26 protein-coding genes are annotated in these 25,463 nt (G+C 68.3%); 19 read left to right on the forward strand and 7 right to left on the reverse strand.

Annotation, left to right across the window (positions count from 1 at the left end; all coding sequences use genetic code 11):
* Positions 1 to 73: 73 nt before the first annotated feature.
* The 10 genes from ABE473_RS12400 to ABE473_RS12445 all read left to right on the forward strand — a co-directional run bounded on the left by ABE473_RS12400 (position 74) and on the right by ABE473_RS12445 (position 11,628).
* Positions 74 to 454, forward strand: a complete 381-nt coding sequence (locus ABE473_RS12400; protein WP_346489688.1) for a hypothetical protein — start codon at positions 74 to 76, stop codon at positions 452 to 454.
* A gap of 146 nt (positions 455 to 600) precedes the next feature.
* Positions 601 to 2,922 (forward strand): catecholate siderophore receptor Fiu, encoded by a 2,322-nt coding sequence (locus tag ABE473_RS12405; RefSeq protein WP_346489689.1) that lies wholly within the window; start codon positions 601 to 603, stop codon positions 2,920 to 2,922.
* Positions 2,923 to 2,973: 51 nt separating this feature from the next.
* Positions 2,974 to 3,660 (forward strand): Fe2+-dependent dioxygenase, encoded by a 687-nt coding sequence (locus ABE473_RS12410; protein WP_346489690.1) that lies wholly within the window; start codon positions 2,974 to 2,976, stop codon positions 3,658 to 3,660.
* Positions 3,661 to 3,780: 120 nt separating this feature from the next.
* Positions 3,781 to 4,218, forward strand: a complete 438-nt coding sequence (locus ABE473_RS12415) for a hypothetical protein (RefSeq protein WP_346489691.1) — start codon at positions 3,781 to 3,783, stop codon at positions 4,216 to 4,218.
* A 140-nt stretch (positions 4,219 to 4,358) separates the two neighbouring features.
* Entirely contained in the window at positions 4,359 to 6,782 is a 2,424-nt protein-coding gene (locus ABE473_RS12420) for a TonB-dependent receptor (protein WP_346489692.1), read from the forward strand.
* A gap of 120 nt (positions 6,783 to 6,902) precedes the next feature.
* Positions 6,903 to 7,541, forward strand: a complete 639-nt coding sequence (locus tag ABE473_RS12425; protein ID WP_346489693.1) for a PepSY-associated TM helix domain-containing protein — start codon at positions 6,903 to 6,905, stop codon at positions 7,539 to 7,541.
* 23 nt (positions 7,542 to 7,564) lie between these two features.
* Complete coding sequence (locus ABE473_RS12430; RefSeq protein WP_102789113.1) at positions 7,565 to 8,083, forward strand: DUF2271 domain-containing protein; 519 nt, start codon at positions 7,565 to 7,567, stop codon at positions 8,081 to 8,083.
* A 25-nt stretch (positions 8,084 to 8,108) separates the two neighbouring features.
* On the forward strand, positions 8,109 to 8,915 hold the full coding sequence (locus ABE473_RS12435; RefSeq protein ID WP_346489694.1) for a DUF4198 domain-containing protein: 807 nt from the start codon (positions 8,109 to 8,111) through the stop codon (positions 8,913 to 8,915).
* Positions 8,916 to 9,037: 122 nt separating this feature from the next.
* Positions 9,038 to 10,018, forward strand: coding sequence for an FAD:protein FMN transferase (locus tag ABE473_RS12440; protein WP_346489695.1), 981 nt, complete (start codon positions 9,038 to 9,040; stop codon positions 10,016 to 10,018).
* Positions 10,015 to 11,628: a flavodoxin domain-containing protein gene (locus tag ABE473_RS12445; protein ID WP_346489696.1), complete on the forward strand. Its 1,614-nt coding sequence runs from the start codon at positions 10,015 to 10,017 to the stop codon at positions 11,626 to 11,628. The genes ABE473_RS12440 and ABE473_RS12445 overlap by 4 nt, the downstream gene beginning before the upstream one ends.
* A 16-nt stretch (positions 11,629 to 11,644) precedes the next feature.
* Here ABE473_RS12445 and ABE473_RS12450 read toward each other — a convergent pair whose 3' ends face one another.
* From ABE473_RS12450 to ABE473_RS12465, 4 genes are all read right to left on the reverse strand, one after another.
* Positions 11,645 to 12,256 (reverse strand): HutD family protein, encoded by a 612-nt coding sequence (locus tag ABE473_RS12450; RefSeq protein WP_346489697.1) that lies wholly within the window; start codon positions 12,254 to 12,256, stop codon positions 11,645 to 11,647.
* Positions 12,257 to 12,292: 36 nt separating this feature from the next.
* Positions 12,293 to 13,000 (reverse strand): murein L,D-transpeptidase catalytic domain family protein, encoded by a 708-nt coding sequence (locus ABE473_RS12455; RefSeq protein ID WP_346489698.1) that lies wholly within the window; start codon positions 12,998 to 13,000, stop codon positions 12,293 to 12,295.
* A 27-nt stretch (positions 13,001 to 13,027) separates the two neighbouring features.
* A complete protein-coding gene (locus tag ABE473_RS12460; RefSeq protein WP_346479515.1) occupies positions 13,028 to 14,089 on the reverse strand; it encodes a L,D-transpeptidase in 1,062 nt (353 codons plus the stop codon).
* Positions 14,090 to 14,472: 383 nt separating this feature from the next.
* On the reverse strand, positions 14,473 to 14,748 hold the full coding sequence (locus ABE473_RS12465; RefSeq protein ID WP_179461006.1) for a ComEA family DNA-binding protein: 276 nt from the start codon (positions 14,746 to 14,748) through the stop codon (positions 14,473 to 14,475).
* A 253-nt stretch (positions 14,749 to 15,001) separates the two neighbouring features.
* Here ABE473_RS12465 and ABE473_RS12470 point away from each other — a divergent pair, with 253 nt between their 5' ends.
* Genes ABE473_RS12470 through murU form a run of 4 tightly spaced genes read left to right on the forward strand, consistent with a single transcriptional unit; the run spans position 15,002 to position 18,610 of the window.
* Complete coding sequence (locus tag ABE473_RS12470; RefSeq protein ID WP_346489699.1) at positions 15,002 to 16,495, forward strand: M20 family metallopeptidase; 1,494 nt, start codon at positions 15,002 to 15,004, stop codon at positions 16,493 to 16,495.
* A gap of 60 nt (positions 16,496 to 16,555) precedes the next feature.
* A complete protein-coding gene (locus ABE473_RS12475) occupies positions 16,556 to 16,825 on the forward strand; it encodes a GlsB/YeaQ/YmgE family stress response membrane protein (protein ID WP_176990824.1) in 270 nt (89 codons plus the stop codon).
* 58 nt (positions 16,826 to 16,883) lie between these two features.
* Positions 16,884 to 17,909, forward strand: a complete 1,026-nt coding sequence (locus ABE473_RS12480; protein WP_346489700.1) for a phosphotransferase — start codon at positions 16,884 to 16,886, stop codon at positions 17,907 to 17,909.
* Positions 17,906 to 18,610 carry an N-acetylmuramate alpha-1-phosphate uridylyltransferase MurU gene (murU, locus tag ABE473_RS12485; protein ID WP_346489701.1) on the forward strand — a complete coding sequence of 235 codons (705 nt, stop codon included), beginning with the start codon at positions 17,906 to 17,908 and terminating at the stop codon, positions 18,608 to 18,610. The genes ABE473_RS12480 and murU overlap by 4 nt, the downstream gene beginning before the upstream one ends.
* A gap of 8 nt (positions 18,611 to 18,618) precedes the next feature.
* Here murU and hda read toward each other — a convergent pair whose 3' ends face one another.
* Genes hda through ABE473_RS12500 form a run of 3 tightly spaced genes read right to left on the reverse strand, consistent with a single transcriptional unit; the run spans position 18,619 to position 21,613 of the window.
* Entirely contained in the window at positions 18,619 to 19,329 is a 711-nt protein-coding gene (gene hda / locus ABE473_RS12490) for a DnaA regulatory inactivator Hda (protein WP_176990827.1), read from the reverse strand.
* Positions 19,326 to 20,498 carry an AI-2E family transporter gene (locus ABE473_RS12495; RefSeq protein WP_346489702.1) on the reverse strand — a complete coding sequence of 391 codons (1,173 nt, stop codon included), beginning with the start codon at positions 20,496 to 20,498 and terminating at the stop codon, positions 19,326 to 19,328. The genes hda and ABE473_RS12495 overlap by 4 nt, the downstream gene beginning before the upstream one ends.
* A complete protein-coding gene (locus ABE473_RS12500; RefSeq protein ID WP_257018780.1) occupies positions 20,495 to 21,613 on the reverse strand; it encodes a DUF2066 domain-containing protein in 1,119 nt (372 codons plus the stop codon). Before ABE473_RS12500 ends, ABE473_RS12495 begins: the two co-directional genes overlap by 4 nt.
* Positions 21,614 to 21,751: 138 nt before the next feature.
* Here ABE473_RS12500 and purM point away from each other — a divergent pair, with 138 nt between their 5' ends.
* From purM to ABE473_RS12525, 5 genes are all read left to right on the forward strand, one after another.
* Entirely contained in the window at positions 21,752 to 22,777 is a 1,026-nt protein-coding gene (purM, locus tag ABE473_RS12505) for a phosphoribosylformylglycinamidine cyclo-ligase (RefSeq protein WP_346489725.1), read from the forward strand.
* A gap of 8 nt (positions 22,778 to 22,785) precedes the next feature.
* Positions 22,786 to 23,268 carry a hypothetical protein gene (locus ABE473_RS12510; protein ID WP_346489703.1) on the forward strand — a complete coding sequence of 161 codons (483 nt, stop codon included), beginning with the start codon at positions 22,786 to 22,788 and terminating at the stop codon, positions 23,266 to 23,268.
* Entirely contained in the window at positions 23,265 to 23,918 is a 654-nt protein-coding gene (gene purN, locus ABE473_RS12515; RefSeq protein WP_346489704.1) for a phosphoribosylglycinamide formyltransferase, read from the forward strand. Before ABE473_RS12510 ends, purN begins: the two co-directional genes overlap by 4 nt.
* Before the next feature lie 101 nt (positions 23,919 to 24,019).
* Positions 24,020 to 24,763 carry a DUF3108 domain-containing protein gene (locus tag ABE473_RS12520; RefSeq protein WP_346489726.1) on the forward strand — a complete coding sequence of 248 codons (744 nt, stop codon included), beginning with the start codon at positions 24,020 to 24,022 and terminating at the stop codon, positions 24,761 to 24,763.
* A 2-nt stretch (positions 24,764 to 24,765) separates the two neighbouring features.
* Positions 24,766 to 25,449: a DUF3108 domain-containing protein gene (locus ABE473_RS12525; protein WP_176990832.1), complete on the forward strand. Its 684-nt coding sequence runs from the start codon at positions 24,766 to 24,768 to the stop codon at positions 25,447 to 25,449.
* The last annotated feature ends 14 nt before the right edge of the window (positions 25,450 to 25,463 follow it).

Raw genomic sequence — 25,463 nt, forward strand, 5'->3', positions numbered from 1 at the left:
GCGTTTTGAAAACGCGAATTGTTCCTATTACGATAGGCATTGCGGCCAACCGGTCGCGCCTGTCCGGTAGCCCGTGTCCGCCCACCGCTCTCTTCTTGGTGCTCTCGCCCTGTGGGCCACGCTCTGCGTGGTGCTGCTGGCGTGCCGCGGGCTGAGCGGAACGCCGGTCGGCGCTGAGCCAGGCAACGCGCCGGCAAAGACCTCGCTCGCCTGGGACCTCTCGCCGACGGCGACCGCCCCGGATACGCCGCTGCCCGAACTCCCGGCGGTAGAGCCCTTGCCGGCCGCCGAGTCCGGCCCCGATCCCGAACTCGGCCATGTCGGCGTGCCCCTGCGTCAGCGGCGTACCGCCTGGACGGCCCTGGTCCCGTTGTGGCCGTCCGATGCGCTGCGGCGGCAGCGGCTGGAACCTTCGCTGCGGCTCAACCCCGGCCACGCGCCTCCCGACGCCTGATCCCTGCCCCGCGCACCGCGTGGGGCGTTCCGTGCCTGCGCCTGTGCGCAGTGCGAACGGCTTCGCGTGCCCGCTTCTCCATTGCCTGTCGCTGTGCCCCGCGCACACCGCTCCGCCTGTCTTTCCCTTCCCGGATCGTCCACACCATGATCAAGAGCCGCAAGCATTCTTCCTTTCCGCGCACCGCTGCCGGCCGCGCCACTGCCGGCCTGGTCACCGGGCTGAGCCTGGCTGTCCTGCCAGTCATCGCGCACGCACAGTCCAGCGGCAACACGCCGCAGACCCTGGATCAGATCGATGTGCGCGGCGTGCGCGGCTTCAAGGCCGACAAGGTCGCTTCCCCGAAGTTCACCCAGTCGCTGCAGGACACCCCGCAGACGATCCAGGTGATCACCAGCGACCTGTTCAACCAGCAGGGTGCGACCACGCTGACCGATGCGCTGCGCAACAGCCCGGGGGTGGGTACGTTCTACGTGGGTGAGAACGGCAACACCAACACCGGTGACAGCATCTTCATGCGCGGCTTCGACACCTCCAGCAGCATCTTCGTCGATGGCGTGCGCGACCTCGGCTCGATCTCGCGGGATGTGTTCAATACCGAGCAGGTGGAGGTGGCCAAGGGCCCGGCCGGCACCGACAACGGCCGTTCGGCACCCACGGGTGCGATCAACATGGTCAGCAAACAGGCCAACCTGCACAACGCCGTATCGGGCACGGTCTCGGCCGGTACCGACAGCCAGCAGCGCGGCACCGCCGATTGGAACCAGGCGCTCGGCGCGACCAGTGCGCTGCGCGTGAATGCGATGTGGCAGGACAGCGACCAGCCCGGCCGCGACCACGTCATCAACCGCCGCTGGGGCATCGCACCGTCGTTGGCGTTCGGCCTCGGCACCAGCACCCGTTATTTCCTCAACCTGCTCTACGTGGACCAGGACAACGTGCCCGACGGCGGCGTGCCGACCCTGGGCCTGCCGGGCTGGACGCCGCAGCCCAGCCTGGAGCGGCTGGCCGGGCAGCCGGTCGATCCGGAGAATTTCTACGGTACCCGCGCCGACCACGACGATGTCACCGCGAAGATGGCGACGTTCCGCATCGAGCACGACGTCAACGACGCCGTGCGCGTGACCAACACCGCCCGCTGGGGCCGCACCGACCAGGATTACCTGCTGACCGCGTTCATGGGTACCGGCACGCGCGGTGCCAATGGCGCACCGACCGGCAACATCCGCTTCACCAACCCGGCCGATCCAGCCAGCTACACCATCGCGCGCAGCCTGCCGACCTTCAAGGACCAGCAGAACACGATCCTGACCGACCAGCTCAACCTGCGCGCGGACATCACCACCGGGGCGATCGTGCACAACCTGAGCGCCGGCCTGGAATTCACCCGCGAGGAGCTCAAGAGCTTCGGCCAGGCCGCCACCGGTGGCACCACCTGGTCGCCGGCCAACCTGTATGCCCCGGACTGGAACGCGACCGGACTGACCTGGGCACACAACGGCGCCGATAGCCACGGCAAGACCACCACCTCCTCGGTCTATCTGTTCGACACCCTCAACTTCGGCGAAAGCCTGCTGGTCACCGCGGGCCTGCGCGCGGACCACTACACGACCGAGTACCAGAGTGCGTCGGTGTGCGGCGGCCGTGGTCCGGCCTGTGGCGCCAACCCGGTCGGCACGGTGATCGCCAATCCCTCGCTGGAACATTCGGACACCCTGCTCAACTGGAAGCTCGGCGCGGTCTACAAGGTCGATGACATCGTCAGCCTGTACGCCAACTACGCCCTCTCCCAGCAGCCGCCGGGCGGCAGCAACTTCCAGCTGAGCAGCTCCGCCAGCAGCGCCGACAACCCGAGCCTGGATCCGCAGAAGGCCAGGACCATCGAAGTGGGGACCAAGTGGGCCTTCCTCGATGACGCACTCGCCTTCAACGTGGCGCTGTTCAAGACCGAGGTCAGCAACGAGATCAACACGCAGGTCCTGGACGATGCAGGCAACCCGACCCAGACCGGCAAGAAGTCGGTGCAGGGCATCGAGGTCTCCACCGTGGGCCGCATCACCGACAACTGGTCGGTGTCGGCGGGCTACAGCCATCTGGATACCGAGGTGGACGAAGGCGCCAACGTCGCCGCCGACGGCACCCGCAACCTGACCTACACCCCGGGCGACACCTTCACCAGCTGGACCAGCTATGCCTTCCCATTCGGCCTGACGATCGGCGGCGGCGTGCGCTACGCCGGCCAGATGCATCGCGGCACGGACGGTGCGGTCGGTACCCCGGCGTTCACCAAGTCCTACACGGTCTACGATGCGGTGGCTTCGTATGCGATCAACGAGCATCTGGTGCTGCGCTTGAACGCCTACAACCTGTTCGACAAGCAGTACGTGGCTGCGATCAACAAGAGCGGCTACCGTTACACCCCGGGTGCCCCGCGCACCGTCCTGTTCAGTGCGGACGTCCGCTTCTGACCACCGGCCGGCGCAGGGGAGCCCTCCCCTGCGTCGCACAAGGACCCTGTCATGTTGCTGCATGTTCCCGACGTACTGAGCGCCGATGAACTGGCCCACCTCCAGCGCGCGCTGGCCGAGGCGGCATGGGCCGATGGGCGCGAGACCGTCGGCGTGCAGGGCGCACAGGTCAAGCGCAATGAACAACTGCCCGACGCCTCGCCCCTGAAGGCCGAGCTGGGCCGGATCGTGCTGGGCGCCCTCGACCGGCATCCGCTGTTCTTCGCGGCGGCATTGCCGCTGCGGATTCTGCCGCCCCGCTTCAACCGCTACCAGGGCGGCGGCGAGTACGGCTTCCACGTGGATGGGGCGGTGATGATCACCCCGCTGGACGGACAGCGCAGTCATCTGCGTTCGGACGTATCGTGCACGCTGTTCCTCACCGCGCCGGACGACTATGACGGCGGCGAGCTGGTGATCAGCGATACCTACGGCGAGCACGAGGTGAAGCTCCCCGCCGGCGATCTGGTGCTGTATCCCTCGAGCAGCCTGCACCGCGTCAACCCGGTCACCCGTGGGTCGCGGCTGGCCTCATTCTTCTGGGTGCAGAGCATGGTGCGCGATGACAGTGCGCGGCGCACGCTGCTCGAGATGGACAGTGCGATCGAAACGCTGCGCACCACCGGTGCCGACAGCGCGGCCGTACTGCAGCTGACCGGCGTGTATCACAACCTCCTGCGACGCTGGAGCGAGATCTGAGCCCGGCTCCGTAGGTCGCCGCAATCGCAAATCATTCCCATTTGCGCTTGGGAACATATCTCACTACAATCTCGGCGCGTTGCGCACCGGACATCCGGTCCGCCGCTACCGGACCCTCTTTTGCGCCACCCTCACCGCCATCGCAGCTTCGCCACGGCCATGCGCGGGCAACGCCCTGCGCTGCCCGTGGTGCTGGCGTGGCTGGCAGTGCTGGCGATGCTCTTTACCGGCCTACCGGTGCTGGAACGGGCAGCCCCCGGCAGCACCGTCATGGTCCTGCAGATGCCGATGGACGAGCGCCCGGCCGGCGGTGGCGAGACCACCCCGCAGGAAGAAGCCCCGGCCAAGCCGCGCCGGGTCGCCAGCGCGCGCCCTGCCGCGACGCCGCCGCAGCCGCCTTCACTGCCGCCGGTCGTGGAATCCCTGGATTCGCTGATGGCCACCCTGGTGGCACAGCCGCCGCGGATCGTGCCCGCCATCGATTCGGCACCGGCCACGCCGCTGCCTGCCGCACCCGGCCTGCGCGTCCAGCGCGGCCAAGCCCCACCGCAGGGCTGATTCGTCCCCCCGGCGGCGCCATCGCGCCCGCCTCCGGTCCTGCGTGTTCCGCCCGCCCCGGGCGTCCCTGATACCTGCGCGTGCTGCCGCCCTGCGGCCTGCCACGTCGCGTCCGTTTTCTCCTTTCCGAGGTTGCCCCCATGGCCCAGCGCCATCGTCGTCGCACGTCCCTGTCCCGCTGCACCCTGTCCCTCGCCCTGCTCGGTGCGCTGAGCGCCCCGGCCTTCGCCAACGGCGACGCCGCCGGTCCGACCACGCTGGACAAGGTGGTGGTCACCGCCGCCGGCTTCGAGCAGAAAATCGCCGATGCCCCGGCCAGCATCAGCGTGATCAGCCGCGAAGAACTGAGCAAGCGCCCGTACACCAGCCTGGTGGATGCGCTGCGCGACGTGGAAGGCATCGACGTGGGCATGGAGCCGACCGACAAGAACGGCCGCGCCACCATCTCCATGCGGGGCATGCCGTCGGACTACACCCTGGTGCTGATCGACGGTCGCCGCCAGAGCAACGCCGGCAACCTGTATCCGAACAACTTCGGCGGCGGCCAGTTCTCGTACATGCCGCCGCTGGATGCGATCGAACGCATCGAAGTGGTGCGCGGCCCGATGTCGACCCTGTACGGCTCGGATGCGATGGGCGGGGTGATCAACATCATCACCCGTCGCAACCAGACCGAGTGGCATGGCGCGGTCACCCAGGGCTTCACCCTGCAGCAGGACGACCAGTTCGGTGACGCGCGCAGCACCGATGTCTACCTGAGCGGCCCGTTGATCAAGGACCGACTGGGCCTGTCGGTGCGCGGCAGCTACTACGACGCCAACGCCTCCAACCCGGAGTGGGACGACCTCCAGCTGCCCGACGGCACGATGTGGTCGCGCAGCATCGGCTTCGGTGGCGGCGGCAAGGCGGTGGCCAACACCAACTGGAACACCGGCCTGCGCCTGAACTTCATCGTCAACGACGACCACGAGCTGTGGCTGGACTACGACGTGTCGCGCCAGAAGTACGACAACAGCGAAGGCCAGACCGGCACCCTGGACAGCCTGGCCAGCCTGTGGCGCGTCGGCAGCGCGACGATCCCCAACCCGAATGGCACCGGCACCGTCAGCCGCCGCGTGGTGCAGCCGCGCGTGGGCTACACCGCCTACCAGCGTTACGAGCGTGACCAGTTGGCGCTGACCCACCAGGGCCGCTATGAATTCGGCACCTGGCAGACCACGCTGACCCACATCACCAGCAACAACCTCGGCCGCTCGCTGCCGCTGACGCTGGACGAGCGCGCGGATCTGCAGGCCCTGTGGAACGACGTGTGCCGCCGCACCGGCGCCGCCGCCAACTGCGCGGCCGGCGCGCGCAACGGGCTGGGCGCGCTCAACGCCGCCGAGCTGGCGCGCCTGCAGGCGTTCCTGCCGCGCCCGCTGCGCACCATGGAACTGAAAGGCAACGTGCTGGACACGATGCTCGACCTGACCTTCGGCGCGCACAAGCTGACCGTCGGCGGCCAGTACAACGACACCGACATGGTCGATGGCGTGTTCGGCATGGACGGCAACGGCTACAAGACCAACGTCAAGCAGCAGCACCGCATGTGGGCGCTGTTCGCCGAGGACAACTGGTCGCTGACCGACACCCTGACCGCCACCGTCGGCGTGCGCTATGACGACCACAACATCTTCGGCAGCCACGTCAGCCCGCGTGCCTACCTGGTATGGAACGCCAACGATGCCTGGACCCTCAAGGGCGGCGTGAGCACCGGCTACAAGACCCCGCGTCCGGACCAGCTGTTCCCCGGCATCGTCGGCTTCGGCGGCCAGGGCGTGACCCCGCTGGTCGGCTCGCCCAACCTGAAGCCGGAAACCAGCACCAACTACGAAATCGCCGCGTACTACGAGGGCGATCGCTGGGGTTTCAACGTCACCGGCTTCCTCAACACGTTCGACGACAAGATCGCCAGCGGCGGCACCTTCGCCAACTGCGAAGTCGCCCCGGACGATGGCAGCTACTGCGTGGACATCGGCCCGGGCTGGGCCGAGCTGGGCTACAGCACCTTCGGCCAGAGCGTGAACATCGACAAGGCCGAAACCCGCGGCGTGGAAGCGGCCGCCCAGGTCGATCTGCTCGACACCCTCCAGCTGCGCGGCAACTACACCTGGACCAGGAGTGAGCAGACCAGCGGCACCGGCAAGGGCCTGCCCATCACCGGCAACCCGGCCAGGCACATGGCCAATGCGAGCCTGAACTGGCAGATCAGCGAGGCGGTCAGTCTGTCGCTGATCGGCGAAGGCCGCTACGACCGCTACCGCGACACGCTGGTCAGCAACGTCGGCGGCGTGAGCAGCTCGCAGACCCGCTACTACGAGGACTACACGATCTTCCACCTGGGTGGCAGCTGGGACATCAACACCTGGCTGACGGTCAACGCGCGGGTCAACAACCTGTTCGACAAGGACTTCGTCTCGCAGTCCTGCGTGCTGATCAGCGACAGCGAATTCAACTGCGTGGACGACTACGCCACCAAGGACCAGCGTCGCAGCTACTGGATTTCAGTGAACGCCAGGTTCTGAGGCACCGGACTTGACCTCGGGCAGCGCGCCGGCAACGGTCCGCTGCCTTTTTTTGCCCACAAATTGCGAATCATTCTCATCAATGGTGTAATTCGCCCCTCAGCACTTCCTCCTGCGACCGTGGCCACCAGCGCTCCCTCTTCCAGCGTGCAACAACAACGCCGCGGCTTCTGGCTGCGCATGCTGCACCAGTGGCACTGGATCAGCTCCGCGGTGTGCCTGATCGGCATGCTGCTGTTCGCCGCGACCGGCATCACCTTGAACCACGCGTCCAGGATCGAAGCCAAGCCGGAGGTGGTCAGTCGCCAGCTGGCGCTGCCTGCCGACCTGCTCGGCAAGCTCGGCGACCGCGCCGATGGCAACGCACCGATTCCCCGCGTGGCCACCCGCTGGCTGGATGCGCAGCTCGGCATCTCGATCGGGCGCCGCCCGGCCGAATGGTCCGATGGCGAAATCTACCTGTCCCTGCCCAGCCCGGGGGCCGATGCCTGGCTGAGCATCGACCGCGAATCGGGCGCCGTGGAGTACGAATCCACCGCGCGCGGCTGGGTGTCCTATTTCAACGATCTGCACAAAGGGCGCAATGCCGGGCCAGCCTGGGGCTGGTTCCTGGATACCTTCGCCGTGGCCTGCCTGGTGTTCTGCATCACCGGCCTGTTCCTGCTGCACCTGCATGCCCGCCAGCGCCGCATGACCTGGCCGCTGGTCGGCCTGGGCCTGCTGATCCCGCTGCTGATCGCCCTGATCCTCATCCACTGACCTTCCCTTCCCGGAGCCGCACCATGCGCGTCACCCTGACCATCGCCCTGAGCGGCCTGCTGGCCACCTCGCCGGCCTACGCCACCACCCTGGACATCAATGTCGAGGTGCCCAAGCTCAACGTGGCCGAGTACCACCGCCCGTATGTGGCCGTGTGGCTGGAAGGTGCCGACCAGAAGGTCGCCGCCAACCTGTCGGTCTGGTACCAGCAGACCGGCAACAGCGAAGGCCATGGCACCAAGTGGCTGCCTGACCTGCGCCAGTGGTGGCGCAAGAGCGGCCGCACCCTGGAGGTGCCGGTGGACGGCGTGACCGGTCCGACCCGCCCGGTCGGCAAGCATGCGCTGTCGTTCAACGACAAGCAGCCGGCGCTCAAGGCACTCGCCCCGGGCAACTACACCCTCGTGGTGGAAGCGGTGCGCGAAGTCGGCGGCCGCGAGCTGCTCAAGATCCCCTTCACCTGGCCGGTCACGGCCGCACAGACGGGCAAGGCCCAGGGCGCGACCGAACTCGGTCTGGTCACCCTGTCCGCCAAGCCCTGATACCCCATCCACCTGGAGTTTTTCGATGAAGCGCACGCTCGTCGTCGCCGCCGCCATGGCCGCCGCACTTCCGTTCTCCGCCCTGGCCCACAAGGCCTGGCTGCAGCCCTCGCAGACCGTGATCGCGGGCACCCACCCGTGGATCACCGTCGATGCGGCGGTCTCCAACGACTTGTTCTACTTCAACCACGTGCCGCTGCGCCTGGACAACCTGGTCATCACCGCGCCCGATGGCAGCACCGTGCAGCCGCAGAACGCGGCGACCGGCAAGTTCCGCAGCGTGTTCGATGTCGAGCTGACCCAGCAGGGCACCTACCGCCTGGCCACGATCAACAACGGCCTGTCGGCCAACTGGGAAGAAGACGGCAAGCCCAAGCGCTGGCGTGGTACCCCGGCCACCTTCGCCACCGAGGTGCCGAAGAACGCGAAGAACCTGCAGGTCTCGCAGTCGGTCGGCCGCGTGGAAACCTTCGTCACCAACGGCACCCCGAACGACACCGCGCTCAAGCCGACCAACCAGGGCATCGAGATGATCGCGCTGGCCCACCCGAACGATCTGGTCGCCGGTGAAGCCGCGCGCTTCCGCGTGCTGGTCGACGGCAAGCCGACCGCCGGCCTGGCACTCGAGATCACCCGCGGCGGTACCCGTTACCGCAACGCGCAGGACGAGATCAAGGTCAGCACCGATGCCAAGGGCGAGTTCGCCGTCACCTGGCCGGAAGCGGGCATGTACTGGCTGGAAACCGGCACCGAGGACAGCAAGACCTCGATCAAGGAAGCCAGGAAGCGTCGCCTGAGCTACGTGGCCACGCTGGAAGTGCTGCCGGAGTAACCGCCTGCGGCGCGGGCGCTGCACGCGCCCTCCACCTCACCCGCCCCCGTGGACACGACGGGGGCTTTTCACCCGACGCAGTCCGGCCATCGGGCTTACTAGGCCCCGACGTGCCCACCTCCATGAACAACCCGGATCTCGACATCGCCAGCCTCGGCGGCCACACCATGGGCACCACCTGGCAGGTAAAGCTGGCCGTGGCGCGCAGCCGCAACCTGCATCCGCTGCACGCCGGCATCCAGGCGCAGCTGGACGCCATCGTGGCGCAGATGAGCACGTGGGAAGCCGACAGCGATATCGCGCGTTTCAACCGGGCGCCCGCCGGTGAATGGCAGGCGTTGCCGCCGTTGTTCGACACGGTGATGCAGTGCGCGCTGGAGATCGCACAGCGCAGTGGCGGCGCCTTTGATCCGACCGTCGGCCCGTTGGTGGCGCTGTGGGGATTCGGCGCGCAGGCCCAGGCCCGGCAGATTCCCGATGCGGCCGCCCTCGCCGCGACCCGTGCGCGGTGTGGCTGGCAACGCCTGCAGTGGCAGCCCGGTCGCCTGCGGCAACCCGGTGGGCTGGCGCTGGATCTCTCGGCGATTGCCAAGGGCTTTGGGGTCGACCAGGTCAGCGCATGGCTGCGCCAGAACGGCGTGCACGCAGCGCTGGTGGACGTCGGCGGCGAGCTGCACGGGTTCGGCCGCAAGCCCGACGGTCAGCCGTGGCGCGTGCTGGTGGAATCCGCTCCGGAAGACGATGCACAGGCAGACCATCCGCCGCGCGTGCTCGCGCTGACGGAGCGTGCGGTCGCCACCTCCGGTGATCGTTGGCACCATTTCGAGCACGGCGGTGAGCAGTACAGCCATACCCTGGATCCGCGCATCGGTGCGCCGGTCACACGCGCCGCGGCCGCGGTCACCGTGGTGGCCGACAGCGCCATGCAGGCCGATGCCTGGGCCACCGCATTGACGGTGATGGGCGCCGACGACGGCATGGCATTCGCGCGCACCCATGCGCTGGCCGCACGCTTTGTCAGCCGGGGGACGCACGGCATCGAGGAACACATGAGTCCCGCATTCGAGCACCTGCTCCCCGACGACCGCGTGGACGCGGCATGAGCCTGCGTCCTTCCCGTGCGTGGCTGGGCAACCTGGCGGCGATGCTGGTGCTGGCGGCCGTCGCCTGGGCGCTGCTCCGCCTGCATCTGGGTGAAGCGTGGTGGCAGAGCGCCCCCCTGGCCGCGCAGTGGCGCTGGGCCGCCGGCAGCCTGGTGCTGTATGCGGCGTTCTGCACGCTGATCTGGTGGCGTGGACGACCGCGCGAGGCGCGCGTGGCCGATGACGGACCCGCCCCGATCCTGCTGGTCTGGGCGAGCCAGACCGGTTTCGCGCAGCAGCTTTGCGAACGCAGTGCAGACGCCTTGCGCGCTGCCGGGCTACCGGTCCGCATCCGCGCGCTGCATGCGGTGACGGCCGAGCTTCTGCAGCGCAGCGGGCAGGTGTTGTTCGTGGTCAGCACCACCGGCGAAGGCGATGCGCCGGATCATGCGCTGCCCTTCCTGCGCAACGTGATGCCGCAGGCGCTGGCCCTGCCACAGCTGCAGTACGGCGTGCTGGCGCTGGGCGACCGCAGCTACGGGCACTTCTGCGCGTTCGGCCACCAGCTCGATGCGTGGCTGCGCCAGCACGGCGCGCATCCGCTGTTCGACACGGTCGAGGTGGACAACGCCGATCCCGGCGCACTGCGCCACTGGCAGCAACTGCTCGGCCAGCTGGGCGGTGAAGCCACCGAACTGCCGGACTGGGCGCCGGCCGACTATCTGCCTTGGCAACTGCAGGCGCGGCACCTGGAAAACCCGGGCAGCCCGGGCGCGCCGACCTACCGCATCACGCTGGTGCCGGCCGACGGCGTGCTGCCGGTGTGGCAGGCCGGCGACGTGGTCGAGATCGGACCGCAGCATGCACCGGCCGAGGTCGAGGCCTGGCTGCGGGATACCGCGTGGGAGGGCGATGCGGACATCGATGGACGGCCGCTGCGTGCGCATCTCGCGCGCGCGCACCTCCCGGATGCCGACGAAATTCCGGCATCGGCCGACACGGCCGCGCTGGTGGCCACACTCCGTCCGCTTCCGCACCGCGAGTACTCGATCGCCAGCCTGCCTGCCGAAGGCCAGGTGCAGCTGCTGCTGCGCCGCCAGCTGCGTCCGGATGGGACGCCGGGGCTGGGCAGCGGGTGGCTGTGCGATCACGCCGCGCTGGAGAGTCGGATCGATCTGCGCTTCCGCAGCAACCCGAATTTCCACGGTGTGGCCACCGCGACGCCGCTGATCCTGATCGGCAACGGCACCGGCATCGCCGGCCTGCGCGCCCACCTGCGCGAGCGGATCAGCGCCGGCGCGCGCCGCAACTGGCTGCTGTTCGGCGAACGCACGGCCGCGCACGATTTCTTCTTCGGCGACGACCTGCGCGCCTGGCAGCGCGATGGCTGGATCGCGCGGCTGGATACGGTGTTCAGTCGCGATGGTGGCGAGCATCACTACATCCAGGACCGTCTGCAGGCGCACATCGGCGAACTGCAGCAGTGGGTGCATGACGGGGCCACGATCCTGGTCTGCGGCAGCCTGCAGGGCATGGCCCCGGCGGTGGACGCGGTGATCGAGCAGGCGCTGGGCCGCGATGGCAAAGAAGCGTTGATCGTGGCCGGTCGCTACCGGCGCGACGTTTACTGAGGTTGCGTGCCGCTGCTCACGCAGCGCGGCCGCCCGCGCTCACGCGGATCGCCAGCAATTCCCCGCCGCCGTGCAATGCAAACCGACGGCGCTCACCGGCCGCCAACCAGGCGGTATCACCGGCGGCCAGCGGTGCCAGCGACGGCTCGCCCTCGAATTCGGCCTGACCGGCAAGCAGATGGATCGCCCACGCCGCCTCGGGCTCGGTGAAGAAGAACATGCTGCCCACCAGCGGCCGGTGCAGCAGCTCGGCCTGCACGGCATCGCGCCGCCACATCAGATTGAAATCGTGGGTCACGCCATCGATCAGTTCGCCGATGACCTGCGCTTCACCGGCGAAGCGCAGGCGCTCATGCGGCGGCATCAGTGTGTGCACGGCGCCATCGGCAAAGCGCAGGCGCAGGCCTTCGCCACGCAGCAGCACCAGTTCGCGGTCGATGCCGGGAAACGCGGAGAACGCGGCGTCCTGCTCGATCTCGGCGATCGACAGGCGTACCTGCCAGTCGTCGTTGTCGGGCAGGCGCAGGATCTCGCGGGTCCAGCCGAGGCCATTGCGCCAGCGTTCGCGGCGGTACTCGAAGGAGGGAATGACGCGGCTGGCCGCGCCCAGGACGGTATCGGTCGACATCCGCGTAGTGTGCCTGAGCGGCGCACCGCAGTGCGGTCAGGACACGCCGCCGCAATCGGGTTCGAGCAGGCGCGAACGCGCCAGCCAATCCTTGTCCGGGTAATACGCGAACACCATCGTGCCGCCGCGCAGGCTGTCGATCAGCGGCCGGGCCACGGACAGACGCACCGCCGGGCAGCCCAGGCTGCGGCCCAGGCGCCCCTGCAGGCGCGCGATCGCGGGATTCACGTACGGCGCGCCGTGGATGACGATCGCGCGGTCGCGGGCATGGTCATTGAAGCCCGGTTCCAGCCCTTCCAGCCGCAGCGAATAGCCGTTGCCGCCCATGTAGGTTTCCTTGGCGGTGAACGCGCCCAGGCTGGACATGAAGCTGCCGTCCTTGTTGGAGAAATGCTGGGTACGGTTGTCACCGCTGTTGCGGCCATGCGCGACCCACTCCTCGAACAGCAGCCGCTGGCGCGTGAGATCGAAAATCCACATGCGCGGTTCGGTCGAGGGCCGGGAGTAATCGATCACGCTCAGTTTGCCCGGGTCGATGCCGAGTTCCGGACGACGCAGCGCGCAGTGCATCGCACGGGCCGCCAACTGCAGCACGTGCTTGTCCGCGGCCGGCGCGGCCTTGGCCAGCATCTCGGCCATCTGCACCGGGCTGGCGGTGGGGGCCGGCGCAGGGCTGGCCGCGCCGGCCGTGGCGGACGCGATCAGGCCGCAGAACGCGGCAGGCAGCAATTTCACAACGGACATGGGCAGCACGCCAACCGGAGGCAACCCTTACAAAGTGGACCCACCGGCGTCCGATTCCAAGACGGGCTGCAGGTTCTGTTCATCGGCCACGGGGCGTACCGCCGGCAGGCTGGTGACCAGCAGCGTGGTGCCTGGCACCAGCACGCTGTACAGCTGCTCGGCGAATTCCGGCGGCAGCGCCATCGGCAGGCTCGGCGTGGCGAGCAGGTCCGGCGTCGCATTGGCGGCGGTCTGGCCCAGCAGCGGATAGGCGGTCCAGCGGTGCAGCGGGCGGTGCGGGTCCAGCGGGCTGGGGTTGTCCTGGTAACCCTGGCCCATCACGAACAGGGTCGTCCCCTCGAAGGCCGGCAGGGCTTTGGCTTCCAGCCGCGACTCACCGATCAGCACGCCGTCGCGCAGTACGTACAGGCGCTGGTCGTGCAGGCTGACCAGGATGCCCACCTGGCCGGCCGGGGCCGCCGCATCGTTCCAGTAATGCGCGGGTGCGTCGGTGCTCTCGACCAGCGGTTTGCCGGTGCTGCTGACCGGCGCCAGCACCGCCGGATAGGCCAGCGTCATCGGTGCGCTCTTGGCATCGGCCACCACCACGGTATCGCCGCGATGGGTCTCACCGAACAGTTTCTGCGCGAACGCCTGTGGCAGCCGCACGCAGCCGTGCGAGGCCGGATGCCCGGGCAGGCTGCCGCCGTGCAGCGCGATGCCATCCCAGGTCAGGCGCTGCATGTACGGCATCGGCGCGCTGTTGTAGAGGTTGGATTTGTGGTCCTTGTCCTTCTGCAGGATCGTGAACACACCGGTCGGCGTTTCATGCCCGGTCTTGCCCGAGCTGATCGTGCTCATGCCGATCGCGATGCCGTTGCGGTACACGTAGGCGCGCTGCTCATCCAGGCTGACCACCAGCACGATCGGACCGGCCGGGGAGATCTCGGGGTGCCAGAGGAATTCGCCGGGCTTGAGATCGGTCGGGCCGCGTGGGGCCTCGGTGGTCCTGGTGGCCGTCGGCGCAGTGTTGGCGGCGGTGGCGGGAAGCATCCCGGTCGCCAGCAGCGTCCCGAGCGCCAGACTCAACAGCGTGCTGCGTACTGCCATGTCGTGCATCCATTCGAAGAGATGCCGCCACGCTACACGAAGTGCCTGCATGCGTTCGCGAAAACAAGGGCGGACAAAAAGTAATTGCCCGGCCACACATCCCTGTGCAGACCGGGCAATCGATACATCCTTGTCGGCATCCCGCCTTCCCCCTGTGCATCCTGCCCAGTCTGGGTGCCGGCCATGCTCCGTGCACTCGGCCGTATATGCTTCCGCCATCTCAGCCCTTCCCGGGGTCTGGATGCCACCGTCCTGGTGGGTCCGCGCCAATCCTTCCGCGCCGCTTCCGTGCGTGCTGCGTCCTGCAGCTGTCGGTGCCGCCGCGGCCTCCTGCCGTGGCGACCAGTGACCGGCGTCCTGCCTGTCCCGACCCGTCCTGTTGTTCAGCGCCTCGGTACGGAGGCCGGCGCTGCCCTCCTGGGCGGTGCCTCGACCGGTGCCTGCCTGGCGCCGGTCGTCATCCGTTGTCGATTCCGTTCGACGGTCGCTGTCCCTATCCCCTTCACCCGCGCCAGGTCCTCGACGCGTTCGAAGGGTCCGTGTTGTCGCCGGTACGCGACGATCGCTTCGGCCTTCATCGGCCCCACGTTCGCCAATCCCTGCTGCAGCGTCGACGCATCCGCCGTATTGATGTTGATCCGATCGGCCGCGAAGGCCATTCCGCTCAACAGCAGTCCCAGCACCAGCGCCCTGCACGAAAACCAAGGTCCCACTGTGTAACTCCTTGTGGCTCGGAACCGGCCCCTGCCGGCAATCCTGTCGAAGGTTCCAGCGTCCCTCGCCACATACACACAGCCTATCGTCCACGGCACCTTCACACAGCAGGCCTAACACCCGACGTGGTGTAGGGAAATACCTACCCCAGCGCAGGCGTAGAATGGCGGGACTTGTCAAAAGCACTCCGGAGTTCAGATGGACAGCGCCAAGCTCGGCCAATTCGTCAGTGAAAAGTGGGACAACGAGATCGTCCCGCAATTGGTCGATTACATCCGTATCCCCAACAAATCGCCGATGTTCGACGCCGATTGGGTCGCCAACGGCTACATGGAACAGGCCGTCACCCTGATGGAAACCTGGGCCAGGGCCCAGAAGCTGCCGGGCCTGACCGTCGAGGTCGTGCGCCTGGAAGGCCGCACCCCGCTGCTGCTGCTGGAAATCCCGGCCTCCGGCGCCGAGACCGGCGACGACACCATCCTGCTCTACGGCCACCTGGACAAGCAGCCGGAAATGACCGGCTGGGACGACGATCTCGGCCCGTGGATCCCGGTGCTGCGCGGCGACAAGCTGTATGGCCGCGGCGGCGCCGATGACGGCTATGCGATGTTCGGTTCGCTGGCCGCCGTGCTGGCGCTGCAGGAACAGGGCCTGCCGCACGCGCGCTGCGTGATCCTGATCGAAGCCTGCGAAGAATCCGGCAGCTACGACCTGCCCGCCTACGTCGACCACCTGGCCGACCGCATCGGCAAGCCGTCGCTGGTGGTCTGCCTGGATTCGGGCTGCGCCAACTATGACCAGCTGTGGTGCACCACCTCGCTGCGCGGCCTGACCGGCGGCAACTTCTCGGTCAAGGTGCTCAACGAAGGCGTGCATTCCGGCGATGCCTCCGGCGTGATCCCGTCCAGCTTCCGCCTGCTGCGCCAGCTGATCTCGCGCATCGAGGACGAGAACACCGGCCGCATCCTGATCGACGGCATGAACGTCGAGATCCCGGCCGAGCGCCAGGAACAGGCCAAGCGTGCCGCCGAAGTGGTGGACACCGCGATCTTCGAGAAATTCCCGATGGTCGACGGCCTGCGCCCGATGAACGACGACCTGGCCGAACTGGTGCTCAACCGCACCTGGCGCCCGGCGCTGTCGGTCACCGGTGTGGACGGCCTGCCGCCGCTGGCGTCTGCCGGCAACGTGCTGCGCCCGCATACCGCGGTGAAGCTGTCGCTGCGCCTGCCGCCGACCGCGGACGGCAAGGCCTGCGGCGAGCTGCTCAAGGAAGCCCTGCTGCGCGATCCGCCGAACGGTGCGGAAGTTAAGCTGGACCTGGAAAAGGCCTCCAGCGGCTGGAACGCCCCGGCGATGGCGCCGTGGCTGACCCAGGCGATCGACGATGCCAGCCAGACCTTCTTCGGCAAGCCGGCGATGTACATGGGCGAAGGCGGCTCGATCCCGTTCATGGGCATGCTCGGCGAGAAGTTCCCGGGCGCGCAGTTCATGATCACCGGCGTGCTCGGCCCGCACTCCAATGCACACGGCCCGAACGAGTTCCTGCACATCCCGATGGGCAAGCGCGTGACCTCGTGCGTGTCCAAGGTGATCAGCGAGCATTACGCGGCCAGCCTGCGTGGCGAGACCAGCGGTTCGCCGGTCGCCGCCGACAGCGGCACCCGTCACGGCGGCCACGGCTGCTGCTGACGTTGGCGGACGCAGCCTGGCCTTGCTAGGCTGCGTCCACCCTCTACTGACGTCTTTGGCATGAACGGACTGTTTGGCAGCACCAGCTGGCTCTACATCATCCTGGTCGGCTTCGTCGTCGGTCTGCTCGGGCGTTTCTTCATGCCCGGCAACAACCGCATGGGCTGCCTGCTGACCATCGTGCTCGGCATCGTCGGCGCCCTGCTGGCCGGCTGGTTCGGCCAGTACATGGGCTGGTATGCGCGCGGCGAGCCCGCCGGGTTCATCGGCGCCATCCTCGGCGCGGTCGTGGTCCTGGCCGTGCTTCGGCTGTTCAGCAGCAAGCGCTGAGCACCGCCCCTCTCTTCTTTCCCGCGCGCCCCCCGGCGCCGCTTCGACGTACCCGTCCATGAACGATCCTGCTTCCGATCCGCTGCGCGCCGAACTCCGCCGGCAGTGGACCTGCGCCGCCCTCGGCGACCCGGCCACCGCGCTCGACCGTGCCTCGGTCGATGCCGGTTACCGCAGCTACTGGCGCGCCACCAGCGCGCGCGGCAGCCACATCGTGATGGACTCCCCGCCCGGGCTGGAGGACGTGCGGCCGTGGCTGCGCATGCACGACCTGCTCGAGCCCCATGGCGTGCGCGTGCCGCAGGTACTGGCGCGCGATGAGGACAACGGTTTCCTGCTGCTGGAAGACCTGGGCGGCCCCACCCTGGCCCGCCATATCGACAACGACAACGCCGATGCCTGGTTCGAGGCCGCGTTCGCACAGCTGATCCGGCTGCAGTCGATCCCGGTGCCGGAGGGCATGGGCAGCTTCGGCGAGGCGCTGCTGCAGCGCGACGCCGGCCTGTTCGACGAATGGTTCCTGCAGCGTCACCTCGGCCTGGAGCTGGACTGCGGCGAGATCGAGAACCTGCAGCGCATGCATCGCCTGCTGATGGACAATGCGCTGCAGCAGCCGCAGGTGCTGACCCACCGCGATTTCATGCCGCGCAACCTGATGCCGATCGACGGTGGCCCGGCGGTGCTGGACTTCCAGGATCTGGTGCGCGGGCCGATCGCGTACGACCCGGTCAGCCTGTTCAAGGACGCGTTCCTGAGCTGGCCGATCGCGCGCGTAGACGCGTGGTTGGCGCGCTATCACGCACAGGCGCTGGCGGCCGGTCTGCCGGTACGGCCATGGCCGCAGTTCCTGCGTGACGCCGACTGGATGGGCGTGCAGCGGCACCTGAAGATCCTCGGCCTGTTCGTGCGCCTGCGCGACCGCGACGGCAAGGGCCATTACTTCGAGGACGCCCCCCGTTTCATCCAGTATCTCGACGAGGTGCTGCCCCGCCATCCCGAACTGGCACCACTGCACGATCTGTTCGAGCTGCGGATCAAACCGGCCCTGGCCCGCATCGCCGAGCCGGTGCTGGCGCGCCCATGAAAGCGATGATCTTCTCGGCCGGCAAGGGCGAGCGCATGCGCCCGCTGACCCTGCACACGCCCAAGCCGCTGCTGGTCGCCGGCGGCAAGCCGCTGATCGTCTGGCACCTGGAACGGCTCGCAGCGGCCGGCATCGATGAGGTGGTGATCAATACCGCGTGGCTCGGCGACCAGTTCGCGCCCGCGCTCGGCGACGGTGCGCGCTGGGGCCTGAGGCTGCACTTCGTCGACGAAGGCGCGGTGCCGCTGGAAACCGGCGGCGGCATTCTCAACGCGCTGCCGATCCTCGGCGAGGCACCGTTCCTGGTGATCAACGGCGATGTGTGGACGGATGTGGAGCTCGCCACGCTGCCGCGCATGCCCACCGGTGACGCGCATCTGGTGCTGGTCGACAATCCCGCGCAGCACCCGCGCGGCGATTTCATCCTGCACGCCGATGGTCGCGTCAGCGATGACGGCGACAGCGCGCGACTCACCTATGCCGGTGTGGGCGTGTACCGCCCGGCGATCATCGACGGGTGGCGCGCGGTGATCGGCGCGACCGTCGGCGCCGCCGCAACCCCGCCGCAATTCGGCCTGGCCCCGCTACTGCGGCACGCCATGGCGCAGGGCCGCGTGACCGGCCAGCACCATCGCGGGCGATGGACCGATGTGGGCACGCCCGAACGCCTGGCGCAGCTGGATGCGGAACTGAACGCCTGACCCCGCCCTTACAACAGGTGCGGACCGTCTTCCAGAACCTGGCGCAGGAACGGCACGGTGATGCGGCGTTGCGCCGCCAGTGATTCGCGGTCCAGCCAGTCCAGCAGGCTGACCAGGCTGCCCAGTTCACGACCGGTGCGGGTCAGCAGCCATTCGATCGCCGCCTCATCGATCGCCAGGCCACGTCGCGCCGCGCGCTCGCGCAGCACCGCCGCACGGCCTTCGTCGTCCAGCGGCTGCAGCACCACGCGCACGCACTGCTGCAGGCGTGAACGCAGGTCCGGCAACACCAGCCCGAGCTGGTCCGGTGCGTGCTGCGCGGTGTACAGCAGGGTGATCCCCGTCGCGCGCGCACGGTTGTGGAAATCGAACAGCGCCACTTCGTCGTCGCGCTGCCCGGCCACCGCGTCCAGCCCATCCAGCGCGACCAAGTCGCGGCCTTCCAGCGATTCCAGCGCGGCGCGCGTGCGCCCGACCACCGCCTTCAGCGGCAGGTAGGTCGGCTGGCGGCCGGCCTGTTCGGCCAGCGAGCACATCGCCAGCGCCTGATGGGTCTTGCCGGTGCCCGGCGCGCCTTCCAGGTACACCCAGTCGTGCGCGGCGCCCACGGCAATGGCGCGCAGCTGCGCCAGCGCGCCGTCCGGCGCACCGATGAAGGTCTCCAGCCGCTCGTCCTGCGGGTAGCGCAGGGCAAGCGGCAACTGCGGGACGACACTCACTGCGCGTCGGGTCCCTTCGGATTGCCCACGACCACGATCTCGGGCTTGTCGGCATAGGCATCGAGCACGATCGCCGACTTTTCACCGGCGTACAGATCACTCTGGCGATAGCGCTGGTGCGCGTAACGCAGCAGCACGTTGCTGACCGCGGCCACCGGCAGCGCCAGCAGCATGCCGAGGAAGCCGAACAGCTGGCCACCGGCCATCACCGCGAAGATCACTGCCACCGGGTGCAGGCCGATCTTGTCGCCGACGATGCGCGGGGTCAGCACGTAGCTTTCCAGCAGCTGGCCCACGGTGAACACCACGCCGACCAGGATCAGCAGCTTCAGATCGAAGCCCTGCGCCTGCACCAGCGCGGCCGCCACCGCCATCACGATGCCGGTGGTCGCGCCCAGGTATGGGATGAAGCTGATCAGGCCGGCGACCAGGCCGATCAACAGGCCCAGCTTCAGGCCGACCAGCGACAGGCCGGCGGCGTACACCACGCCCAGCGCGATCATCACCAGGAACTGGCCACGGATGAACGCACCCAGCACCTCGTCCGACTCACGCGCCAGCTTGGTGATGGTGCCGACGTGGTTGCGCGGGATCATCGAGGCCACGCGCTCGACCAGCTTGTCCCAGTCGCGCAGGAAGTAGAACGCCAGGATCGGCAGCAGCAGGATGTTGACCACCCAGGTCACCATGGTGAAGCCCGAGCGCTGCACGTAGCCGAAGAAGGTCTTGGCGAACCCGCCGGCCTGCTGCCAGTGACTGCGCACCCATTCGATCAGGCGGTCCGGGTCCATCCACTGCATGATCTCCAGCCCGGTCTTCTGCTCGAACCACGGGATGCCTTTTTCCATCAGCCACTGCTGTGCCTGCGGGATCGCCGCCACCAGGGTGGCGATCTGGCGCTCGATCATCGGCACCAGGATCAGCAGCGCGGCGGTGATCAGCAGGATCATGGCCACGAACACCAGCACCACGCCGGTGTTGCGCGAGCGGCCGGTGGCCTCGATCCGGTCGACCAGCGGGTCGCCCAGCCATGCCAGCGCCAACGCCAGCACGAATGGGGTCAGGATCGGGCCGAGCAGCCAGATCACCCAGCCGGCGAAAAGCGCCACCAGTACGAATTTCAACCGTCGGAGGAACTGCGCGATTTCTGCTTCGGGGGTGAGGATCATCGCAGGCGGTACTCGTTGCTGGCAGGCGGCGGCAGGGCCGAGGGACTGGTTTCATCGATCGGCACCGGCAGCGGCGCGGTCGGCGCGATCACGCCGTTGTCGCCCAGCATGCGGTTCAGGCCGGCCAGGCCGGTGGTCATCTCCAGCGACAGCTCCAGGCGGTCGCCCGAGGCACGCACCGGGGTGACGTTGCGGACCACGGCGGTCTCACGCAGGCCGGCGGCCAGGCGCATGTAGTCCTCGGCGCTGTTCAGGCCCAGCACCACGATGGTGTACGTGCCGGCGGCACCGGTGGCGGCACCGGCCTTGGCGTACCGGCGCACCAGCGCATCGGCGGCACCGTCGGCGCCACTGGCCATGGCGCGACGGGCATCGCTGTCCTTGGTCGTCCACTTGTTCAGCTCTTTGCCACCGTCGACGAACACCCAGTCGGCGACCCAGCCGCTGCCCTGCCGGTACAGCTTGCCGATCAGCTGCATCGGCGGGGCGTAGCGCGCCGAGGCACGGGCGACAGACGCGGTGTCCTGGCGCCAGATCGCGCCGACCAGCGCCTGCTCGGCCGCGCTGCCCGAGGGCAGGCCGAGCTTGTAGCCGCGCTCGATGGCGCGATTCAGCAGCGGGCGGGCCGCATTGGCCTGCTGGACGGTCACCAGGCGCGGGCCGGAGCCGTCGTCGATGGCCAGCCAGATCACCGGCTTGGGACGCGGCTGCGGCCACAGCGGCAGGCCGAGGGCCGAGATCAGGCCGTCAACGTCATCCTCGCGGAACCGGGCGACCAGGATCGTGCGGTAGCTCGGCGCGCCACCGGCCGAGGTGCTCTGGTCCTGGCGGTAGTCATAGCTGGCCACGTAATCCTTGGCATTGCGCAGGGCCTGCATCACCCCCGGGCGGCTCATCACGCTGCGGTCGCCCGAGAGTTTGGCCAGCACGTTGCCCAGCGCCCTGGCCAGGGCACCGTTGCGGTCCGAATCGGCCTGGCTGTTGACCGGGACCTCGGCCTCGTAAGCGCCACTGGCACTGGCCACATCGCCTTCGGTGCGCAGGCCGCTCTGGGCCATCGAGGCCACCGGCAGGCACAGCGCGAGGAACATCATGAAAAAGAGGCTGCGGCGCATCAGGACTTCCATTGAGCGTATCCGGGGGGAATTGTTGCCCGAATAGGGCCTGCGCGCCAACGTGGCCTGTTAAAATCGCGCTTTCACCCCAGCGCAGCGCCGACGCCCGTGACCAATTCCCCGTCCCATCCCTCTCCCCTGACCTACCGCGACGCCGGTGTCGACATCGACGCGGGCAATGCGCTGGTCGAGCGCATCAAGCCGCTGGTGAAGCGCAGTTTCCGCCCGGAAGTCATGGGCGGGCTGGGCGGCTTCGGCGCCCTGTTCGACCTATCCAACAAGTACCGCGAGCCGGTCCTGGTCTCGGGTACGGACGGCGTGGGCACCAAGCTGAAGCTTGCACAACAGCTGGGCCGCCACGACACGATCGGCATCGATCTGGTCGCCATGTGCGTGAACGACGTGCTGGTCCAAGGCGCCGAGCCGCTGTTCTTCCTGGATTATTTCGCCACCGGCAAGCTGGACATCGACACCGCTGCGGCGGTCGTGGGCGGCATCGCCAACGGCTGCACCGAGGCCGGTTGCGCGCTGATCGGCGGTGAAACCGCGGAAATGCCGGACATGTATGCCCCGGGCGAGTACGACCTGGCCGGCTTCACCGTCGCCGGCGTCGAGAAAAGCGAACTGAAGGACGGCGCCAGCGTGGCGGCCGGCGACGTGCTGATCGGCATCGCCTCCTCCGGCCCGCACTCCAACGGCTACTCGCTGGTGCGCCGCATCTACGACCGCGCCGGCCAGCCGGCCGAGCTGGAGCTGGAGGGCGGGGTCAAGCTGGTCGATGCGCTGATGGCGCCGACCCGCCTGTACGTCAAGCCGATCCTGGCGCTGCTGAAGACCCACGGCGCGGCGATCCACGGCATGGCCCACATCACCGGTGGCGGCCTGACCGAGAACATCATCCGCGTGGTGCCCGAGGGCCTGGGCCTGGACATCCAGGCCGATGCATGGACCCTGCCGCCGGTGTTCCAGTGGCTGCAGAAGGAAGGCGCCGTGGCCGACAGCGAAATGTGGCGCACCTTCAACTGCGGCATCGGCTTCGTGCTGATCGTGGCCGCCGACGAGGTCGCCGCGGTCAGTGCGGCCGTGGCCGCGCAGGGCCTGGAGCACTGGACCATCGGTCAAGTGACCACCGCCGACGGCGCTGAACGCGTCAAGATCGGCTGAGCCCGGTCATGGAGCCCCGCCCGGAGGCTGCTGCTCAACCGCCGTCGCTGCCCGTCGCAGCGGCGACGGCCCTGCCGGCCACCGCGGGTGACACCTCGCAGCTGCAGCTGCTGTCGGTCTTCCACTATGTGGTGGCCGGCCTGACCGCCCTGTTCTCGCTGTTCCCGCTGATCTACCTGCTGATGGGGCTGGCGGTGATGTTCGCCGCGCCGACGCCGCTGGCGCCCGGTGAGGCGCCGCCGCCGTTCGATCCGCGCCTGATCGGCTGGGTGTTCGTGCTGATCGGCGGCCTCGGCTGCGCGGCCGGACTGGTCCTGGCCGGCTACATGGCCTACGCCGGGCGCTGCCTGGCGCAGCGCCGACGCTACCTGCTGTGCATGGTCGTGGCCGGCATCGCCTGCATCTTCATGCCGTTCGGCACCGCGCTCGGGGTGTTCACCCTGGTGGTGCTGTCACGCCCGGCGGTCAAGGCGGCCTTCGAAACCGCATGAGCAGCCGTATCGCCGTACTCGCCTCCGGCCGGGGCAGCAATCTGCAGGCCATCCTCGACGCCATCGCCGCGCAGCGGCTGGATGCGCAGGTTGTGGCCGTGCTCTCGGACAAACCCGAGGCCTCGGCCCTGCTCAAGGTCGGCCCGGAGCAGCGCTGGGCACGCTCGCCCAGGGACTTCCTTGACCGCGCCGCCTTCGACGCGGCGATGGCCGAGGCGCTGGAGGCCTTCGCCCCGGACTGGATCGTCTGCGCCGGCTACATGCGCATCCTCGGCCCGGCCTTCGTGGCGCGTTTCGACGGGCGCCTGGTCAATATCCATCCGTCGCTGCTGCCGCTGTACAAGGGCCTGCACACCCATGCCCGCGCGCTCGAGGCCGGTGATGCCGAGCACGGTGCCAGCGTGCACTTCGTGGTGCCCGAACTGGATGCCGGCACCGTGCTGGCCCAGGCCCGGGTGCCGGTGCACGCCGGCGACACCGCCGAAACGCTGGCCCTGCGGGTGCTGGCGGTGGAGCATCCACTGCTGATTGCCAGCCTGGCCCTGCTGGTCAGCGGCCGCGTAACTGAACAGGCAGGTCAGCTCCAGCTCGATGGTCACCCCCTGTTTAGCCCGCTGCGCCTAGATTGCGCCGGACAGCTGAACCGATAAGCGCCGCGCACACGCGCCGCTGATCCCGGCGCTGGCATTCTTTCCCCCTCCTCCCCCGACCGGCCCGCATGAGAACGCCTGTGTTCAAGCCCGTGCTGCTGATGGCATCCCTGCTGTGCACCGCTGCTCTTGCCCACGCGCAGGAGACGCCCACGCCACCGCTGCCCGCGTTGCCCGCCATGGACTGGGAGGCGCCGCCGCTGCAGCCGTTCACCGCCACCTACCAAGCCCTCTACAAGGGCAAGCAGGCCGGCGATGCGACCATGCGCGTCACCCACACCGGCGGCGACCAGTGGCGCGTGGACATGCAGGTGATCGGCCGCAGCGGCTTTGCCAGCGTGCTCGGGCTGAACCTGGAACAGAGCACCGTCTTCGAGAACCGCAACGGCATCTATGTGCCGCTGAGCCAGAGCACGGTGCGCAAAGGCCTGTTCCTCGGCAAGAAGGTCACCGGCACCTATGACTGGAAGGCCGGCACCGCGCAGTGGCTGGGCGACCTGAAGAAGGAACGCCGCCAGCCGATTCCGCTGCAGCCCGGCGACCAGAGCGCGCTGCTGCTGAACCTGGCGATCATGCGCGACGCCCGCCCCGGCGGGCAGATGCATTACCGCTATGTGGACGTGGGCCGCGTCCGCCAGCACGACTACCAGGCCGCGCCGGACACCGAAAACGTGCCGGTCGGCGATCTGTCCTACAACGCGCTGCGGGTGTACCGCACCAACGGCGGCAATGACGAAACCATCCTCTGGATCGCCAACGGTGTCCCCACGCCGGTGCGCATCCTGCAACGCGAAGACGGCGAAGATCGGATTGATCTGCGCCTGATCGAATACCAAGGAGTCTGAGCATGACCACACTGAACCGTCCGCTGACCTGGATCGCCGCTGGCGCGCTCGCCGTGGTGAGCCTGCCTGCGATGGCACTGCAGCCGTTCAAGGCCGATTACCAGGCCAGCTACATGGGCATGCAGGCCAACGGCACCATGACCCTCACCAGCGAAGGCGCCAACAAGTGGCGTTACAGCCTCAACGTCAAGAACCAGCTGGCCGACCTCAGCCAGAACACCGTGTTCGAGGAAGCCAACGGCCGCCTGCGCCCGCTGAGCAGCAACGACCGTTCGGTGCTGCTGGTCAAGAAGCGCAACGTGGATGCCACCTACAACTGGAGCAGCAACCAGGCCACCTGGACCGGCGACGTCAAGCCGGACCGCCGTGGTCCGGTCGCGCTCAAGGCCGGTGACATGGATGCCCTGCTGATCAACCTGGCGATCGCGCGCGATCTGGCCGCCGGCAAGCCGCTGAATTACCGCATGGTCGACGAAGGCCGGATCAAGCCGATGTCCTACAAGGTGGTCGGCAAGGAAAAGATCACGGTGGGAGGCAAGTCCTACGACGCGACCAAGGTGTCGCGCGTGGATGGCAACAAGGAACTGATCGCCTGGATCGTGCCGGAGTTCCCGGTGCCGGCGCGCCTGCTGCAGCGTGAGAGCGGCAAGGATGCGCTGGATCTGACGATCAAGGGCATGAACTGACCAAGAAAAACGCC

This window comes from Stenotrophomonas sp. TWI700 (assembly GCF_039673645.1).
Lineage (GTDB): Bacteria > Pseudomonadota > Gammaproteobacteria > Xanthomonadales > Xanthomonadaceae > Stenotrophomonas > Stenotrophomonas maltophilia_AA.

Bases quoted from the DNA above. Each gene is read 5' to 3' on its own strand.
- ABE473_RS12420 (WP_346489692.1), top strand. From the start codon at position 4,359: ATGGCCCAGCGCCATCGTCGTCGCACGTCCCTGTCCCGCTGCACCCTG.
- ABE473_RS12460 (WP_346479515.1), bottom strand. From the start codon at position 14,089: ATGGCAGTACGCAGCACGCTGTTGAGTCTGGCGCTCGGGACGCTGCTG.
- ABE473_RS12520 (WP_346489726.1), top strand. From the start codon at position 24,020: ATGGCATCCCTGCTGTGCACCGCTGCTCTTGCCCACGCGCAGGAGACG.
- ABE473_RS12440 (WP_346489695.1), top strand. From the start codon at position 9,038: ATGAACAACCCGGATCTCGACATCGCCAGCCTCGGCGGCCACACCATG.
- ABE473_RS12470 (WP_346489699.1), top strand. From the start codon at position 15,002: ATGGACAGCGCCAAGCTCGGCCAATTCGTCAGTGAAAAGTGGGACAAC.
- ABE473_RS12430 (WP_102789113.1), top strand. From the start codon at position 7,565: ATGCGCGTCACCCTGACCATCGCCCTGAGCGGCCTGCTGGCCACCTCG.
- ABE473_RS12455 (WP_346489698.1), bottom strand. From the start codon at position 13,000: ATGTCCGTTGTGAAATTGCTGCCTGCCGCGTTCTGCGGCCTGATCGCG.
- ABE473_RS12465 (WP_179461006.1), bottom strand. From the start codon at position 14,748: ATGGCCTTCGCGGCCGATCGGATCAACATCAATACGGCGGATGCGTCG.
- ABE473_RS12405 (WP_346489689.1), top strand. From the start codon at position 601: ATGATCAAGAGCCGCAAGCATTCTTCCTTTCCGCGCACCGCTGCCGGC.
- ABE473_RS12510 (WP_346489703.1), top strand. From the start codon at position 22,786: ATGGAGCCCCGCCCGGAGGCTGCTGCTCAACCGCCGTCGCTGCCCGTC.
- ABE473_RS12410 (WP_346489690.1), top strand. From the start codon at position 2,974: ATGTTGCTGCATGTTCCCGACGTACTGAGCGCCGATGAACTGGCCCAC.
- ABE473_RS12480 (WP_346489700.1), top strand. From the start codon at position 16,884: ATGAACGATCCTGCTTCCGATCCGCTGCGCGCCGAACTCCGCCGGCAG.
- ABE473_RS12475 (WP_176990824.1), top strand. From the start codon at position 16,556: ATGAACGGACTGTTTGGCAGCACCAGCTGGCTCTACATCATCCTGGTC.
- ABE473_RS12450 (WP_346489697.1), bottom strand. From the start codon at position 12,256: ATGTCGACCGATACCGTCCTGGGCGCGGCCAGCCGCGTCATTCCCTCC.
- ABE473_RS12495 (WP_346489702.1), bottom strand. From the start codon at position 20,498: ATGATCCTCACCCCCGAAGCAGAAATCGCGCAGTTCCTCCGACGGTTG.
- ABE473_RS12500 (WP_257018780.1), bottom strand. From the start codon at position 21,613: ATGCGCCGCAGCCTCTTTTTCATGATGTTCCTCGCGCTGTGCCTGCCG.
- ABE473_RS12445 (WP_346489696.1), top strand. From the start codon at position 10,015: ATGAGCCTGCGTCCTTCCCGTGCGTGGCTGGGCAACCTGGCGGCGATG.
- murU (WP_346489701.1), top strand. From the start codon at position 17,906: ATGAAAGCGATGATCTTCTCGGCCGGCAAGGGCGAGCGCATGCGCCCG.
- ABE473_RS12525 (WP_176990832.1), top strand. From the start codon at position 24,766: ATGACCACACTGAACCGTCCGCTGACCTGGATCGCCGCTGGCGCGCTC.
- purN (WP_346489704.1), top strand. From the start codon at position 23,265: ATGAGCAGCCGTATCGCCGTACTCGCCTCCGGCCGGGGCAGCAATCTG.
- ABE473_RS12435 (WP_346489694.1), top strand. From the start codon at position 8,109: ATGAAGCGCACGCTCGTCGTCGCCGCCGCCATGGCCGCCGCACTTCCG.